Genomic DNA, 16,703 nt, shown 5'->3' with positions numbered 1-16,703 from the left:
CCCGGCATGGAACTATTCCGCGCGGACCCACCCCGTGAAGTGCGGCCGGCGGCGCTTCGCATCCCAGCCCACGACGTCGATCCGGGAGCCGGCTGCAGCGACTTCGCCGGTCGGCGAGGCGAAGGAGAGCGCCACCCTGCCGGGCAGCGGCACGGGCGTGGCGAAGTCGACACGCCACGAGAGCGCACCCGACGGAGCAGGCACGGCTTCGTCGACCATCCGTGCCGCGAGGTACATGCCGTGGGCGATGGCGCCCTTCATGCCCAGCAGCCGCGCGGAGGGACCGCTCAGGTGGAGGGGGTTCCAGTCTCCCGACACGGCCGCGTACCGCCTCCCCAGGTCGGCGTCGAGACGCCAGCGTCCCGTCGGGACGGGCGGGACGAAGGCGGGCCGCTCCACGGATGAGCGTTCCGGTGCGCCCTCCGACCGGATGCCGCGGGCGAGGTAGACGGAGCGTCCCGACCACACGCGCTGCCCATCGACGGCGATCTCCGTCACGAGGTCGACCTGCGTCCCGGCGGGGTGGGGCCTGAGGGACTCGCTCCACGCGACGACGTCGAGCGTCTCCGACACGCCCACCTGCCGCTCCTGCCGCACCTCGTTGCTGAGGTGCACCATGCCGAGGAGCGGGAGGGGGAAGTCCGGCCGCGCGAGCACGCTCATGGCCACGGGGAACGCGACGGTGTGCAGGTAGGCGGAGGGCAGCTGGTCCCGGGCCGCGGACCCGAGCAAATGCTGGAAGCGCGTGAGTGCGGGCAGCTCCACGCGCACGCCGCCGACGCGGTGCCGCACGGCGGGCAGGTCCGACGGCGCACCCTTCCGTGCCACCCTGCGGGCGGCCGTCGTCAGCAGCGCCCGGCGGTACAGCCCGGCGAGGGCGGGGACGGCCTCCAGCTGCACGAGATCGGTCGCACCGTTCCCCTGGCTCACGCGCCCACCAGGTTCTGCCCGCACACACGGAGCACCTGGCCGTTGACACCAGCCGCCGCATCGGAGGAGAGGAACGCGACGGTCTCCGCGACGTCGACGGGCAGGCCGCCCTGCTGCAGGCTGCTGAGGCGCCGGGCGACCTGGCGCGTGAGCGGCGGGATCTTCGCCGTCATGTCGGTCTCGATGAAGCCCGGGGCGACGGCGTTGATGCTGCGGCCCGCGCCCCCGAACTCGGCCGCCTGCGCCCGGACCATGCCGATCACACCCGCCTTGGACGCAGCGTAGTTGCTCTGCCCGCGGTTTCCGGCGATGCCGCTCGTCGAGGCCAGGCTGACGATCCGTCCAGTCTCCGAGAAGACCGGGGAGGCGATGAACTGCTCGTTCATCCGCAGCTGCGAGGCGATGTTGACCGCGATGACGGACTCCCAGCGGGACGCATCCATGTTGGCCAGGAGCTTGTCCCGCGTGATCCCGGCGTTGTGCACCACGATGTCGAGCGTCCCGAAGCGCCGGCGCACGTGGTCGAGGATCCGCACGGCGGCGTCCGCCGCGGTGATGTCGAGCTGCAGCGCCGTCCCGCCGACGCTGTTCGCCACGGCGGCGAGCTGCTCCCCCGCGGCCGGGACGTCGACGGCGACGACACGCGCTCCGTCCCGCACCAGGACCTCGGCGATCTTCGCACCGATGCCGCGGGCAGCGCCCGTGACCACGGCGGTCTTCCCGGCGAGGGGCTGGTCCGCGACGCCCTCGCCCGAGGCAGCGGTCGCGGCGGCGAGGTCGGTGATGCTCCCCGACGGAGTGGAAGCCACCTCGACGAACTGGCCGTCGACATAGGCGCTGCGACCCGAGAGGAAGAAGCGCAGGGCGCCGAGCGTCGTCGGATCCGTCGTGGTGGCGTCGCCGCGCAGGATGATGCCGTTCGCCGTCGCCCCGCCCCGCAGTTCGTGCGCGACCGAGCGGAGGGCGCCGTCGATCCCCTGGCGGGCAGCCGCCTGCGCGGGTCCGGAGGCGTCCGCGGCCGAGCGGAGGACGCCGATCACGCGTCCGCCCCGTACCAGCAGCCTGACGGCGTGCCCGAGTTCGAGCATCGGGGCGGCGAGGTCGGCGGGCTCGGTCGCTGCCTCCAGGACGACGACGGCGGCGCTCAGCTTCTCGCCGGGCAGGACGTGGCGCCGCACCTCGATGTCCCAGCCGAGCAGCACGTCGGCGAGCGCGTCCGCCCCCGCACCGGCGCCGGCGACCAGGACGGGGTGCGGCGCGAGCACCTCACCGGGCGTCCAGCGCCGCAGTACCGAGGGGCGGGGAAGACCGAGCGCCTTGGCGATCCTCGCGGGCAGGGGCGTGTTGACGAGTTCCAGGTACGCGTCGGCCATCAGTTCCTCGCCTCGAGGATCGCGACGACGCCCTGGCCACCCGCGGCGCAGACGGAGATGAGTCCTCGTCCGCCCTGCTCGGAGAGCGTCTTGGCGAGGGACGCGACGATGCGCCCGCCCGTCGCGGCGAACGGGTGCCCGGCAGCGAGCGAGGACCCGTTGACGTTGAGCTTCGAACGGTCGATGCTGCCGAGCGCGCCGTCCAGGCCGAGCACTCGCCTGCAGTACTCCTCGTCCTCCCAGGCCGCGAGCGAGCTGAGGACCGTCCCGGCGAACGCCTCGTGGATCTCGAAGAAATCGAAGTCCGCGAAGGTGAGGCCGTTGCGCTTCAGCAGGCGGGGCAGCGCGTGGACCGGCGCCATCAGCAGGCCCTCGTCGCCCTGCACGAAGTCCACCGCGGCCGCCTCGGCGTCGACGACGTTCGCGAGCATGGGCAGGTTGTTGGCACGCGCGTAGTCCTCGCTGCCGAGCAGCACGACGGCGGCTCCGTCGGTCAGCGGCGTGGAGTTGCCGGCCGTCATGGTCGCCGGGCTGTCGAGGCCCTTGCCGAAGACGGGCTTGAGCGTTGCGAGTTTCTCCGGCGAGGTGTCGGCGCGGAGGTTCGCGTCACGCAGCAGTCCACGGTAGGGCGTCAGGAGATCGGCGAAGAAGCCCCGGTCGTAGGCTGCCGCGAGGTTCTGGTGGCTACGGTAGGCGAGCTCGTCCTGGGCCTCGCGGGTGATCTGCCAGGCGGCGGTGGTGATGGCCTGGTGCTCCCCCATGGACAGCCCGGTCCGGGGTTCGCCCGTGCCCGGCGCGTTGGGCGAGAGGTCCTTCGGCCGGAGCGTGCTGAGGATGCGGATCTTCTGCTGGGTCGTCCTGGCGCGCGAGAGGTCCAGCAGGACGCGGCGCAGCCCCTCGCTGACGGCGATCGGGGCGTCGGACGCCGAGTCGACGCCACCGGCGATCCCCGACTCGATCTGGCCGAGCTTGATCTTGTTGGACAGCCCCACCACGGTCTCGAGTCCGGTGGCGCAGGCCTGCTGCAGGTCGTAGGCGGGAGTCTCCGGCGAGAGTGCCGATCCGAGTACTGCCTCGCGGGTCAGGTTGAAGTCGCGGGAGTGCTTCAGGACGGCGCCCGCGGCGACCTCCCCGATGCGCTCGCCCTGCAGGCCGAAGCGGGCCACGAGCCCGTCGAGCGCGGCGATGAGCATGTCGCGGTTGGACGAGTAGGCGTAGGCACCGCCGGCGCGGGCGAAGGGGATGCGGTTGCCGCCGATGACGACTGCCTTGCGGGGTGACTGGGCAGCGTTCTGCGCGCCGGCCTGATCTGCCATGGAAGGACTCCTGGTACGAGGGGGTGGATTACCGATACCTAGCGTACCTGATACGCTGAGTATCATGAAGCTCGCCGCTGCCCGGAAGGGTGCCTCCCGCCAGGCGTCCGTCGATGCGCCGACCGCCCCGGACGGACGGTCGAGCCGCTGGGAGGAACACCGCGCGGCACGGCGACGCGAACTCATCAAGACGGCCCGGCGGGCCATCGACTCACTCGGTCCCGGAGCCTCCATGGAGGACATCGCCGCTGCGGCGGACACGTCGAAGTCCGTGTACTACCGCTACTTCGGCGACAAGACCGGCCTTCAGCGGGCCGTCGCGGAAGTGGTCATCGGGCAGATGCAGCAGAAGGTCATCGACGCGGCGCGGGCCGCCGCGACCCCACGCGAAGGACTCCACTCCATGGTCCTCGCCTACCTCCAGATGGCGAGGACCTCTCCCAACGTCTACGCGTTCGTGACGAGGGTCGGGATCGCGGAATCAGGAGCGCACGACGACGGCGCCCAGGATACCCTCGCCCACTTCCTCGCAGCCGTCACCGACATGGTGTCCCGCCCCATGCGCGCCTACCTGGTCTCCCCCGACCGGCCGAGCGGTCCCGACGATTCCGCACCCGAGTACTGGCCGGCGGCAGCCATCGGCATGGTGCGCGCAGCAGGTGAGCACTGGCTCGCCACCCCGGACGGTCCGGACAGACCGACCGAGGAGCAGATGGCCCACCACATCACCGGCTGGCTCTTCGACGGCATCACCAGGTACGAAGCCCTCGCGCAGGCGGCTTCCCCCGGCCGTCGCGTCCCGCCCCGCTCCCCTGACGCTCCCTCCCCACCCCCGGTCCCACCGACGCGTTCACCCACCCGCCGACCAGCGAAGGACACACCATGACGCAGACCATCTCCCGGCCGCAGCAGATCCCCGCGACGGTCGACATCCGCGACGACGAGCGAGCCACGGTGGACACCGCGGAACTCGGCGAACTGCTCCTCGGCAAGTGGGCGGACGTTCGCCGCGTCGCCCGTGAGCTGGCCGGCCGCCCCGAGGTCCACAAGATCGAGGGCCTGACGCACCACGACCACCGGCTGCGCTGCTTCGACCAGCTGCACTACCTGGTGCAGCAGCAGGCCGTGCACCGCGCCTTCCCGGTCGCGTTCGGCGGCAACGACGACCACGGCGGCAACATCGCCGGCTTCGAGGAGCTCGTCGTCGCCGACCCGTCACTGCAGATCAAGGCCGGCGTGCAGTGGGGCCTCTTCGGCTCCGCCGTCATGCACCTCGGGACGCAGAAGCACCACGAGGCGTGGCTCCCCGGCATCATGGACATGGAAATCCCGGGCTGCTTCGCGATGACGGAGACCGGACACGGCAGCGACGTGGCGAGCATCGCCACCACCGCGACCTTCGACGCCGCGACGGACGAGTTCGTCATCAACACCCCGTTCCGGGCCGCCTGGAAGGACTACATCGGCAACGGAGCCATCGACGGGCGCGCCGCCGTCGTCTTCGCCCAGCTCATCACCAACGGCGTCAATCACGGCGTGCACGGCCTCTACGTCGAGCTCCGCACCGAGGACGGCTCCTTCACGCCCGGTGTGGGTGGCGAGGACGACGGCATCAAGGGTGGCCTGAACGGGATCGACAACGGGCGGCTGCACTTCACCGACGTGCGGGTGCCGCGCACCAATCTGCTCAACCGCTACGGGGACGTCGCCGAGGACGGTACGTACACCTCCCCCATCGCCTCGCCGGGTCGCCGGTTCTTCACCATGCTCGGGACGCTGGTGCAGGGCCGTGTCTCGCTGGACGGTGCCGCCGTCGCAGCGAGCAAGCTCGCGCTCACCGCGGCCGTCACGTACTCCACCCAGCGACGGCAGTTCAACGCCTCGTCGGACCTCAAGGAAGAGGTGCTCATGGACTACCAGCGGCACCAGCGCCGCCTGCTCCCCCGCCTCGCGGCGACCTACGCGGCCTCCTTCGCCCACGAGGAACTCCTCGAGAAGTTCGACGACGTCTTCTCCGGCGCGCACGACACGGACGAGGACCGGCAGGACCTCGAGACCCTTGCCGCAGCCCTCAAGCCCCTCTCCACGTGGCTCGCCCTCGACACCCTGCAGGAATGCCGCGAGGCGACCGGCGGTCAGGGCTTCCTCATCGAGAACCGCTTCGCGTCGCTGCGCGCCGACCTCGACGTGTACGTGACGTTCGAAGGTGACAACACGGTGCTCCTGCAGCTCGTGGCGAAGCGCCTGCTGACGGACTACGCCAAGGAGTTCAAGGGCGTCGACTTCGGGGTGCTCGCCCGCTACGCCGTGTCCCAGGCCGCGGGCAGGACGCTGCACCGCTCCGGCCTGCGCCGGGTCGCACAGACCGTGGCCGACTCGGGATCCGGCAAGAAGTCGGCGATCGCGCTGCGTGACGAGGACACCCAGCACGAGCTGCTCTCGGACCGGGTGCAGACGCGTGTCGCCGAGCTCGCCGGCGCACTGCGCGGAGCCAAGGGCATGTCCCAGGAGAAGTCCGCCGCACTCTTCAACCAGCACCAGAACGAGCTCATCGAGGTGGCCCACGCCCACGCCGAACTGCTCCAGTGGGAAGCCTTCACACGGGGCCTGGAGAGGATCGAGGATCCCGGGACGCGGGAGGTCCTCACCCGCCTCCGTGATCTCTTCGGTCTGTGCCTCATCGAGAAGGACCTGGCCTGGTTCCTGATGAACGGCCGGCTCTCCTCGCAGCGTGCGCGCACGCTGGACGGGTACATCAACCGGCTCCTGGCCAAGATCCGCCCGCATGCCCTCGACCTCGTCGAGGCGTTCGGCTACGGACCGGAGCACCTCAGGTCGGAGATCGCGACGGGCGTCGAGGATCTCCGCCAGGAGGAGGCGGCCGAGTACATGCGCCGCCGTCGGGCGGGCGGCGATGCACCCATCGACGAGAAGACCCTCCTCGCCCGCGTGGCGAAGGACAAGAAGGCGAAGAAGGCGAAGAAAACCGCCCGCGCCGGCTGATCGGCGCAGGCGCCGGGCCGGGCTGATCGGGCCCCCGAGGGTCGGGCGACGGGGGGTGCAGGTCGGCCCCGCCGGGGGAACCGGCTGCGCACGGGCTTCATCGCCTCCCGGGCTCGGCCCGGCGTCGAAGGATCCGCACCGGTGACCACGCAGGCGGCGATCACCGGGCCGCGACGGCTAGAGGACGCTCCGGTACACCCCGAGGGTCGTCTCGGCGATGGACCCCCAGTCGAAGTGGCGTTCAGCACGCTCCCGTCCCGCTGCGCCCATCTCCCGGGCCCGTCCGGGATCACCGACCAGGGCGTTCAGCGCGGCTGCGAAATCCGCGACGAAGCGCTCGGCGTCCAGCGGGGTCCCCGTACCGTCCTGCACCTGCTCCAGCGGCACCAGGGTGCCGGTCACGCCGTCGTCGACGACCTCCGGGATCCCCCCGGTGGCCGAGGCGACGACGGCTGCGCCGCACGCCATGGCCTCGAGGTTGACGATCCCGAGCGGCTCGTAGATGGACGGGCAGGCGAAGACGGTGGCATGGCTGAGGATCTGGACGACCTCGCGCCGCGGCAGCATCCTCTCGATGAGGATCACGGAGTCCTCGCGACCCCGCTGCTCGCGGAGGGTGCGGATGAGCACCTCGGTCTCCGCGGCCAGCTCCGGGGTGTCCGCAGCGCCGAGGCAGAGCACCAGCTGGACCTCGACGGGCAGGTGCACTGCTGCGCGCAGCAGATACGGGACGCCCTTCTGGCGGGTGTTGCGTCCGACGAAGACGACGCTGGGCCGGCCCGGATCGATGCCGTGGGCCCGGAGGGCGTCGTCGTCCTCGTCCCGCGTCCAGGTGGCCACGTCGATGCCGTTGTGCACCACGTGCACCTTCGCCGGGTCGACGTCCGGGTAGCTGCGGAGGATGTCGGCGCGCATTCCGGCCGAGACGGCGATGACGGCTGCCGCGGCCTCGTAGGAGGTCTTCTCGGCCCACGAGGAGAGCGCGTAGCCGCCCCCGAGCTGCTCGGCCTTCCAGGGGCGCAACGGCTCCAGGCTGTGGGCGCTCAGCACATGCGGGATGCCGTGCAGCAACGAGGCGAGATGCCCGGCCATGTTCGCGTACCACGTGTGGGAGTGGACGAGGTCCGCCCCACCGATGCCGTCGAGCATCTGCAGGTCCGTGCCCAGCGTCTGCACCGCCGCGTTGGCCTGCACGAGGCCTTCCGGCACCCCGTAGGAGAACACGGCCGCGCCGTGGTAGTCCCCGGGACGCGGCATGCCGAACGCGTGCACCCGCAGGTCGACCTGCGGCGCGAGCACCCTACTGAGCTCGGCGACGTGCACCCCCGCGCCACCGTAGATCTCGGGCGGGAACTCCTTGGTCACAATGTCTACTCGCACCGAACCAACGTAGTGCAGTGCGGCGGAGTCCTCTAGTGTGAAGTGACCGGAGGGGTTCCGGAACGCGGACCTACGCTTGATCGACCACCGGTCGTGGACGCAGAACACTCGAGGAAGAGCGGGGGGTCACCAGTGGCACCGAAGAAAGTACTTGCCGTGGTCTTGGCAGGCGGAGAAGGCAAGCGGCTCATGCCGCTGACCGCGGACAGGGCCAAGCCGGCCGTCCCGTTCGCGGGGAGTTACAGGCTCATCGACTTCGCCCTCTCCAATCTCGTCAATTCCGGCTACCTGCAGATCGTGGTGCTGACGCAGTACAAGTCGCACAGCCTCGACCGCCACATCTCCGAGACCTGGCGCATGTCCACCCAGCTGCAGAACTACATCGCGTCCGTCCCGGCGCAGCAGCGACGCGGCAAGAGCTGGTTCCTCGGCAGCGCCAACGCCATCTACCAGTCGCTGAACCTGATCCACGACGCGCAGCCCGACATCGTCGTCGTGATCGGCGCCGACCACGTCTACCGCATGGACTTCGAGCAGATGGTCGACGCCCATGTGAGGAGCGGGGCATCCGTGAGCGTCGCGGCCGTCCGGCAGCCGATGAACCTCGTGGACCAATTCGGCGTCATCGAGACAGCGCAGGACGATCCGGGCAGGATCGCGGCCTTCGTCGAGAAGCCGGACTCCACCCCCGGCCTGCCCGACGACCCGAACAGTTTCCTGGCCTCGATGGGCAACTACGTCTTCACGACGGACGCGCTCGTGAAGGCACTCGAGGACGACGCCGCACGGCTGGACACGAAGCACGACATGGGCGGGGACATCATCCCCTACTTCGTCGAGCGCAACGACGCCGCGGTGTACGACTTCACGCAGAACGACATCCCCGGGGCCACCGACCGGGACCGGCAGTACTGGCGCGACGTCGGCACCATGGACTCGTACTACGACGCGAACATGGACCTGATCTCGCCGCTGCCCCTGTTCAACCTGTACAACCTGCAGTGGCCCATCTACACGCGGCAGAGCGTGTCCCCACCCGCGAAGTTCGTCCGCAGCTCCTCGGGCCAGTCCGGCGAGGCGCACGACTCCATCGTCTCCGCGGGCGTGGTCGTGTCCGGTGGCGCCGTCCAGAGCTCCATCCTCGCGACCGACGTCTTCATCGCGGAATCGGCCGAGGTCACCGGGAGCGTGCTCCTCGACAAGGTCAACGTCGGAGCGGGCGCCGTGGTGCGCCGGGCCATCATCGACAAGAACGTCCGCATCCCCGCCGGGGCGACGATCGGCGTGGATCCGGAGCTGGACCGGCGCCGGGGCTTCTCCGTCACGGAATCGGGACTGACGATCGTCAGCAAGGGACAGGCCGTGGAACCGGCCTGATCGGACAACCGACGCGCCGGCACGAGGCGCCGACACAGCGAGAGCCCCGGCGTCCGCCGGGGCTCTCGCTGTGTCAGGACCCCACGTGACCGGATCCGACGTGACCGGATCCGACGGCCGGTAGCACGGCCGGCTACGCGACGCGCGTGATGGCCACCGTGACGTTCAGGGTCGATCCGCCGCCGCCGGACAGGATGCCCTTCAGCGGCGATACGTCCCGGTAGTCACGCCCGCGGGCCACGGAGACGTGGAAATCGCTGACGGGCCCGCTGTTCGTCGGATCCCAGCCGCGCCATTCGCCGTCGTACCACTCGACCCAGGCGTGGGACTGTCCGGCGACCGTCTCACCGACGGCCGCCGAGCGGCGCGGATGCAGATAGCCGGAGATGTACCGGGCGGGGATGCCGAGGCTGCGGAGTGCTCCGATCGCGACATGGGCGAGGTCCTGGCACACACCCTTCCGCTCGGCCCACGCGTCCTGCGCGTTGGTCTGGACGCCCGTGGCCCCCTGCACGTAGTCGATCTCGGACCGCAGCCGGTCGAACACCGCGCGCGCGGCCTCGTGCGGGTCGAGGCCGCGCGCGGTCTCCGCCACGAGCTCCCGCACCTCGTCCCCGGGCTCGCTGAGCGCCGTCTGGCCGAGCCAGTCGGCGAAGTCGTTGGTGAGGGCCGGTGAGGCGAGGTCCTCCCAGGAGAGGATGTCGCCCTCGGCCGGGACGCGCTCCGTCCGGCTGACCTCGACGGTGGAGACCGCTGTGACCTCGAGATGCTCGTGCGGCACGTGCACGTCGAAGGACGTCACCCGGGTGCCCCAGTAGTCGCGGTAGGTGGCGACGGCGGCACTGGACGGGGTGACCTTCAGCGTCGACTCGAGCACCACCTGCTGGGGATCGGTCAGCGGCGTCATGCGCGCCTCGTTGTAGGACAGGGACACCCGGCGGAGGTAGTCGTAGCCGGTGCGGTGTTCGATCAGCAGGCGTGTCATGAGACCTCTCCGACCCAGGACAGCTCGTCGGCCTGGGAAAAGTACGTACGGGACACGGCGTCGGACGCCTTAGCGCAGGCCTTCTGCACGCGGTCCATGTGCTCGGGCAGCTCCGCCATGAGGTCCCGCGTCTGGTGGAACTCGAGGAAGGTCCTCGCCTGACCGACGATCCGGCTGGCGTCGTTGATGAAGCCGACACGCTGATAGGCCGGATTGAGCTGGGTCAGGCACTTCTCCGCGTCACTGAGCGCGTACACGATCGATCGCGGGAAGAGCCGGTCCAGCAGGAGGAACTCCGCTGCCTGCTGGTCGCCGAAGGCCGCCCGCCGGGTACGCAGGAAGGACTCGTAGGCGCCGGCGCACCGCAGCATGTTGACCCAGGACAGTCCGGCCGCGTGGACGTCGTGGGTCGAGAGCATGCGCGCGGTCATGTCCGCCCGCTCGAGGCTGCGCCCCAGCACGAGGAACTGCCAGCTCTCGTCGTGGCTCATGGTCGTGTCGGACAGGCCGCGCACCATGGCGGTGCGCTCCACCACCCAGTGGCAGAAACGGTAGGTCCCGACGACGTCCTTGCGGTGCTGGGTGAGGCCGTACCAGGTGGTGTTCAGGCTCTCCCAGACGCTGCTGGAGACGGTCTCGCGGGCCCGCCTGGCATTCTCGCGTGCGGCACCGAGCGCGCCGGCGATCGACGTCGCGCTCGTGCGGTCGTACGCAAGTGCCTGGAGGAGGTCCGAGAGCTCCAGGTCCTGCTTCTCCGGGCGGCTGCCCATGACGCCGAGCAGCTGGCGCGACGTCTCCCGCTGCTGCGGGAGCGGCATCTGGTTGAGCCGTTCGAGATGCACGTCGAGGATGCGCGCGGTGCCGTCGGCCCGCTCCACGTAGCGGCCGATCCAGAAGAGCGATTCAGCGATGCGGCTGAGCATGGGTCCTGCCTTTCCGAAGGGGTGCTGGGACGTCCGGCGCTGGAAAACGGGTCATTGCTGCTGCTGTTCCGGCTGCTTGTCCTGCCAGTTGGTCTCGATCGGCCACACGCTGGTCCGTTCCCGCACGCTGACGGAGGGCCGCTCGGCGGGGACGCTGCCGTCCGCGGGGCGCCGCACCTCGCCGTCGACCACCCACGTGTCCTTCGAGCCGCCGCCCTGGCTCGAGTTGACGATCAGCGAGCCCTCCTTCATGGCGACGCGCGTGAGCCCGCCCGGCAGCACCCAGACGTCCTCGCCGTCGTTGACCGCGAACGGGCGCAGGTCCACGTGGCGCGGGCTGAACTGGCCGCCGGACATCGTGGGCACGGTCGAGAGCTGCAGGACCGGCTGGGCGATCCAGCCGCGCGGGTCCTCGAGCACCTTCGCGCGCAGCGCGTCGAGTTCGGCCCGGGTCGCGTCCGGCCCGATCACGAGGCCCTTGCCGCCGGAGCCGTCGACGGGCTTGACGACGAGTTCGTCGAGGCGGTCCAGCACCTCCTCGCGCGCGGGGGCGTCCTCGAGGCGGTAGGTGTCCACGTTGGCGATGATCGGGTCCTCACCCAGGTAGTAGCGGATGAGGTCCGGCACGTAGGTGTAGACGAGCTTGTCGTCCGCGACACCGTTCCCCACCGCATTGGCGATGGTGACCATCCCGGCACGTGCGGCGTTCACGATGCCGGGGCAGCCGAGCACGGAGTCCGCACGGAACTGCAGGGGGTCGAGGAACTCGTCATCGATCCGCTTGTAGATGACGTCGACACGCTGCTCCCCCGCCGTCGTCCGCATGTACACACGGTTCCCGCGGCAGATGAGGTCGCGGCCCTCGACGAGTTCGACACCCATCAGCCCCGCCAGGAGCGTGTGCTCGAAGTAGGCGGAGTTGAACACTCCAGGGGTGAGGACGACGACGGTGGGGTCGTCCACGCCCGGAGGCGCCGTCTTCCGGAGGGCTGCGAGGAGACGTCGCGGGTACTCCTCCACGGGGCGGATGTGCTGCTGGCCGAACGCCTCCGGCAGGCCCTTGGCCATGGCCCGGCGATTCTCCAGCACGTAGCTGACGCCGCTCGGGACCCGGACGTTGTCCTCGAGCACCCGGAAGGTGCCCTGCTGGTCGCGGACGACGTCGATGCCCGAGATGTGCACGCGCACGCCGCCCGCCGGGCTGAACCCGGCGACCTCCCGGTGGAAATGGGCGCTCGAGGTGATCAGCCGGCGGGGGATGACACCGTCGGCCACGACCGCCATCTTGTCGTAGACGTCGCCCAGGAACGCCTCGAGGGCGCGTACCCGCTGGGCGACACCGCTCTCGAGGACGTCCCAGTCGTCCCCGGCGATCACGCGCGGCACGATGTCCAGGGGGAAGGGCCGCTCCTCCCCGGCGAAATCGAAGGTGACGCCGCGGTCGAGGAAGGTTCGCGCCATGGAGTCCGCGCGGGCCGTCACATCGGCGAGGTTCAGGGCATCCAGGGCTGCCGCCACCTGGCCGTACTCGGTACGCGGTGACTGCACGACATCGAACATCTCGTCGAACGCGGGCGTCTTGCGGGCGGCGGCTGCATAGTCAGCGAAGAGCTCGGACATGGGTCAACAGTGCCATGGATGACCCCGCCGGACACAGCCGTACACACCGCCCCCGTCACCGTTAACCTCCCGGAAACAGCCGCTGGGCCCCCTCCGGGCGCGTGGTTGAATGGCCGGATGGAGAACGAGAACCTGAGCCGGGACGAGGCGGCCGCCCGATCGGCGCTGCTGCGGACCGAGACCTACGCCGTCGAACTGGACCTCTCCGAGGCGCGGGACGCCCGGGAACGGACCTACCGGACCACCACCACGGTGGTCTTCACCTGCCGGGAGCCGGGTGCCTCGACCTTCCTCGACTTCATCGGCGACGTCACCGCCGTGGAGCTCAACGGAACGGCCCTCGACCCCTCCTCCGTCCGGGACGGAGCCAGGATCCACCTCGAGGCACGTGCCGGGCGGAACACGGTCACGGTCACCGGCCAGGCGCACTACAGCTCCAGTGGCGAAGGGCTCCACCGCTTCGTCGACCCCGCCGACGGCGAGACCTACCTCTACACGCAGTACGAGCCGGCCGACGCGCGCCGCGTCTTCGCCACCTTCGAGCAGCCGGACCTGAAGGCGTCCTTCTCCTTCACCGTGCTGGCCCCGAGTGGCTGGACGGTCGCCTCCAACGGCAGCGAGAGCGCCAGGGAGCAGGTCTCGGACACTGCGGCGCGCTGGACCTTCGCGCCGACCGAGCGCATCTCCACCTACATCACCGCCGTGCTGGCGGGACCGTACCACCGGGAGACGGACGTCTGGACCGGTACGGCCGGCACGGCGGGAGAGGGCCTCAGCATCCCGTTGGCCCTGTACTGCCGCCGCTCCCTCGCCCCTGCGTTCGATGCCCCGGAGATCTTCGACACCACCAGGCGCGGGCTCGATTTCTTCCACACCCTCTTCGACTACCCCTACCCGTTCGGGAAGTACGACCAGGCCTTCGTCCCCGAGTACAACCTCGGCGCGATGGAGAACCCCGGGCTGGTGACCTTCACCGAGAGCTACGTGTTCCAGTCGGCCGCGACCGACGCCCAGCGCGAGGCACGCGCGAACACGATCATGCACGAGATGGCGCACATGTGGTTCGGCGACCTCGTGACCATGACCTGGTGGGACGATCTCTGGCTGAAGGAGTCCTTCGCCGACTACATGGGGGCGCTCGCCGTGGCGGAGGCGACCCGGTGGAGCACGTCGTGGGTCAGTTTCGCGAATCGCCGCAAGTCCTGGGCCTACGTGCAGGACCAGCTGCCGACGACGCACCCCATCGTCGCCGACATCACCGACCTCGAAGCCGCCAAGCAGAACTTCGACGGCATCACCTACGCGAAGGGCGCCTCGGTCCTGAAGCAGCTCGTCGCCTTCGTGGGTCGGGACGCCTTCACCGACGCGGCCCGCCGGTACTTCCGCCGGCACGCGTACGGGAATACCACGCTCGCCGATCTGCTCGACGTGCTGGCGGAAGCCACGGGCCGCGATCTGACCGCCTGGTCGCGGTCCTGGCTGCAGACCTCGGGGGTCCCCGCGCTGCGCGCCGAGGTCGCGGTGCAGGACGGTGTCCTCACGGACGTGACCGTGGTCCAGGACGCCGTGGACCCCGTGACCGGTATCGACGAGTACCGGCCGCACCTCGTGCGCGTGGGCCTGTACGCGTTCGACGACGACGGCGCCCTCGTCCGGTCGGGATCCGAGGAGGTCACGGTCGACGGCGGACGCACGCGGGTCGCCGCACTGGTCGGTGTCCGGCAGCCGGACCTGCTGCTGGTCAACGACGACGACCTCACCTACGCCAAGCTGTCCTTCGACGAGCGATCGCTCGCCACGCTCCTGACCTCGATCGACCGGCTGCAGGATCCGCTGGCCCGCGCAACGTGCCTCACCGCGCTGTGGTCGAGCACGCGCGACGCAACCCTGCCCGTGCCGTCCTACCTGGACGCCGTCATGCTCGCCGCACCGGCTGAGACCGGCGTCGGGGTCCTCCAGGTCCTCCTCGCCAATGTCCGGACGGCCATCGGCAGCTTCGCACCCGCTTCCGAACGACCCGGGCTGTGGGAACGCGTGGGCGCCTTCCTCTGGGACGGCCTGCGTGGCGCGGAGCCGGGCTCGGACCTCCAGCTCGCCTGGGCGCGGGCGCTGGCTGCCACGGCGCGCTCAGCCCCCGCGGCGGCGGACCATCTGCGTTCGGTGCTCGACGGCGAGGAGAAGGTGCCGGGCCTGCGGCTCGACGCCGAACTGCGCTGGTTCTTCCTCCAGGGCCTCGCCGCGCAGCAGCGCGTCCTGCCCGGGGAACTGGAGGCGGAGAAGAGCGCGGACCCGACGGCGTCAGGACGGGTGGGCTTCGCGCTCGCGTCGGCCGCACTGCCCGACGCGGCGATCAAGAAGGCCACGTGGGACGAGGCCGTGCACGGGACGCGTCTGTCCAACGACCTCCTCAGCGCCGCCGTCGAGGGGTTCATGCTGGGGTCCCGGGACCTGCTCGGGGCGTACGAGGAGCCCTACTTCGCAGCGCTGCGCGACGTCTGGGCGACCCGTGGCATCGAGATGGCCAGCAGGATCGTGCGCGGACTGTACCCGGGTCACCAGGACCTCGAGGGTGAGCCCACGGACCACTCCGTCGTCGTCCGGACCGACGACTGGCTGGCCGCCAACGCCGAGGCGCCCGCCGCGCTCCGCCGCATCGTCGTCGAGGAACGGGACCACCTGCTCCGCGCACTGCGCGCACAGGCTCAGGGGACGCGGTAGAGCCACTCCTCGGTTCCGAACTTCCGCTCCACGAGGTCCTCGGCCCGCTGGAGTTCGGTGGCGGACAGGGTGGCGTCCACGGCTCCGTAGCGCCGGCGGAACGTGGAGATCATCACCTGGATGATCTCCTCGCGGGTGATCCCGGTCTGTCGCCGCAGCGGGTCCACCCGCTTCTTCGCGCTGCGCGTGCCCTTGTCGGACATCTTCTCCTTGCCGATCCGCAGCACCTCGAGCATCTTGTCCGCATCGATGTCATAGCTCATGGTGACGTGGTGCAGCATCCCGCCGTTGGCCAGGCGCTTCTGCGCGGCTCCCCCGATCTTCCCGAGGTCCGTCGCGATGTCGTTCAGGGGCTGATACCACGCGGTGATGCCCAGCTTCTCCAGCGCCTCCATCACCCATGCGTCGAGGAAGGGGTAGGACTCGGCGAAGCTGAGACCGTCCACGAGGGACTGCGGGACGTACAGCGAGTAGGTGATGGCGTTCCCGTGCTCCATGAACATGGCGCCTCCGCCGCTGATCCTCCGGACCACCGTCACGCCGTGGCGTTCCGCTCCGGCCGGATCCACCTCGTTGCGCATCGACTGGAAGCTCCCGATCACCACCGACGGGGACTGCCACTCCCAGAAGCGCAGGGTCGGGTTGTGCGCGCCAGTGCCGACGTCGTGCGTCAGGACCTCGTCCATGGCGACGTGCATCGCCGTGGACAGGGGCGTCGGCGGGATGATCTCCCACTGGTGGTCAGCGAAGCCGGTAGCCCGCCCGAGTGCACGGCGGACCGCCGTCGCGATGGCCTCGGCCGAGAACCCGAACAGGACCGCCGACGGGTCGAGCCGTGCGGTGACGGCTGCGGCGATCTCACCCGGTGCCGTGTCGGCGGGCAGGCCCTCGAGGGCGGCATTGATGTCCAGCAGCGCCTCGTCCGGTTCCAGGAAGAAGTCGCCGTTGACCGAGACCCCGGACAGCCGACCGTGGCGGACCGCGAGGTCGACGGCCGTGAGCTTCCCGCCCGGTGTCTTGAACTCGCCGTGCAGGCCGTCGGCGTCGGGGTGCTGGGCCATGGTCTGGTCCTCTCGTG

At 70.3% G+C, this 16,703-nt stretch carries 12 protein-coding genes; 4 read left to right on the top strand and 8 right to left on the bottom strand.

The window, feature by feature from the left end; genetic code table 11:
• Positions 1-12: 12 nt before the first annotated feature.
• The 3 genes from NVV32_RS07300 to NVV32_RS07290 are packed head-to-tail and all read right to left on the bottom strand — an operon-like array spanning position 13 to position 3,619.
• Positions 13-930 (bottom strand): MaoC family dehydratase, encoded by a 918-nt coding sequence (locus tag NVV32_RS07300; RefSeq protein ID WP_422391849.1) that lies wholly within the window; start codon positions 928-930, stop codon positions 13-15.
• Positions 927-2,303, bottom strand: a complete 1,377-nt coding sequence (locus tag NVV32_RS07295; protein ID WP_422391848.1) for a 3-oxoacyl-ACP reductase — start codon at positions 2,301-2,303, stop codon at positions 927-929. Before NVV32_RS07295 ends, NVV32_RS07300 begins: the two co-directional genes overlap by 4 nt.
• A complete protein-coding gene (locus NVV32_RS07290; RefSeq protein WP_422391847.1) occupies positions 2,303-3,619 on the bottom strand; it encodes an acetyl-CoA C-acetyltransferase in 1,317 nt (438 codons plus the stop codon). Before NVV32_RS07290 ends, NVV32_RS07295 begins: the two co-directional genes overlap by 1 nt.
• A 64-nt stretch (positions 3,620-3,683) precedes the next feature.
• Here NVV32_RS07290 and NVV32_RS07285 point away from each other — a divergent pair, with 64 nt between their 5' ends.
• Together NVV32_RS07285 and NVV32_RS07280 are read left to right on the top strand one after the other, a co-directional pair.
• The gene (locus NVV32_RS07285) at positions 3,684-4,505 is read left to right on the top strand and encodes a TetR/AcrR family transcriptional regulator (RefSeq protein WP_422391846.1); all 822 of its coding nucleotides are present in this window, start codon (positions 3,684-3,686) and stop codon (positions 4,503-4,505) included.
• Complete coding sequence (locus NVV32_RS07280) at positions 4,502-6,622, top strand: acyl-CoA dehydrogenase (protein WP_422391845.1); 2,121 nt, start codon at positions 4,502-4,504, stop codon at positions 6,620-6,622. The genes NVV32_RS07285 and NVV32_RS07280 overlap by 4 nt, the downstream gene beginning before the upstream one ends.
• Positions 6,623-6,799: 177 nt before the next feature.
• Here the strand turns inward: NVV32_RS07280 and glgA are convergent, their stop codons facing one another.
• Positions 6,800-8,002, bottom strand: coding sequence for a glycogen synthase (gene glgA, locus NVV32_RS07275; protein ID WP_422391844.1), 1,203 nt, complete (start codon positions 8,000-8,002; stop codon positions 6,800-6,802).
• Positions 8,003-8,191: 189 nt separating this feature from the next.
• Between glgA and NVV32_RS07270 the strand changes: the two genes are divergently transcribed.
• Positions 8,192-9,379, top strand: a complete 1,188-nt coding sequence (locus NVV32_RS07270; RefSeq protein WP_055773452.1) for a glucose-1-phosphate adenylyltransferase — start codon at positions 8,192-8,194, stop codon at positions 9,377-9,379.
• A gap of 133 nt (positions 9,380-9,512) precedes the next feature.
• On the opposite strand, the gene NVV32_RS07265 is transcribed toward NVV32_RS07270, so the two are convergent.
• Genes NVV32_RS07265 through NVV32_RS07255 form a run of 3 tightly spaced genes read right to left on the bottom strand, consistent with a single transcriptional unit; the run spans position 9,513 to position 12,907 of the window.
• Complete coding sequence (locus NVV32_RS07265) at positions 9,513-10,364, bottom strand: transglutaminase family protein (protein WP_422391843.1); 852 nt, start codon at positions 10,362-10,364, stop codon at positions 9,513-9,515.
• On the bottom strand, positions 10,361-11,287 hold the full coding sequence (locus tag NVV32_RS07260; protein ID WP_422391842.1) for an alpha-E domain-containing protein: 927 nt from the start codon (positions 11,285-11,287) through the stop codon (positions 10,361-10,363). The genes NVV32_RS07265 and NVV32_RS07260 overlap by 4 nt, the downstream gene beginning before the upstream one ends.
• Before the next feature lie 51 nt (positions 11,288-11,338).
• Positions 11,339-12,907, bottom strand: coding sequence for a circularly permuted type 2 ATP-grasp protein (locus NVV32_RS07255; RefSeq protein ID WP_422391841.1), 1,569 nt, complete (start codon positions 12,905-12,907; stop codon positions 11,339-11,341).
• 117 nt (positions 12,908-13,024) lie between these two features.
• Here NVV32_RS07255 and pepN point away from each other — a divergent pair, with 117 nt between their 5' ends.
• Positions 13,025-15,625, top strand: a complete 2,601-nt coding sequence (gene pepN / locus NVV32_RS07250; protein WP_422391840.1) for an aminopeptidase N — start codon at positions 13,025-13,027, stop codon at positions 15,623-15,625.
• On the opposite strand, the gene NVV32_RS07245 is transcribed toward pepN, so the two are convergent.
• Complete coding sequence (locus NVV32_RS07245; RefSeq protein WP_422391839.1) at positions 15,610-16,686, bottom strand: lipoate--protein ligase family protein; 1,077 nt, start codon at positions 16,684-16,686, stop codon at positions 15,610-15,612. The genes pepN and NVV32_RS07245 overlap by 16 nt on opposite strands.
• Positions 16,687-16,703 lie beyond the last annotated feature (17 nt).

This window comes from Arthrobacter sp. N1 (assembly GCF_048288285.1).
Taxonomy (GTDB): domain Bacteria; phylum Actinomycetota; class Actinomycetes; order Actinomycetales; family Micrococcaceae; genus Arthrobacter_D.
Note: the sequence above shows the minus strand (reverse complement) of the source record. Positions and strands in the feature narration are given on the sequence as shown.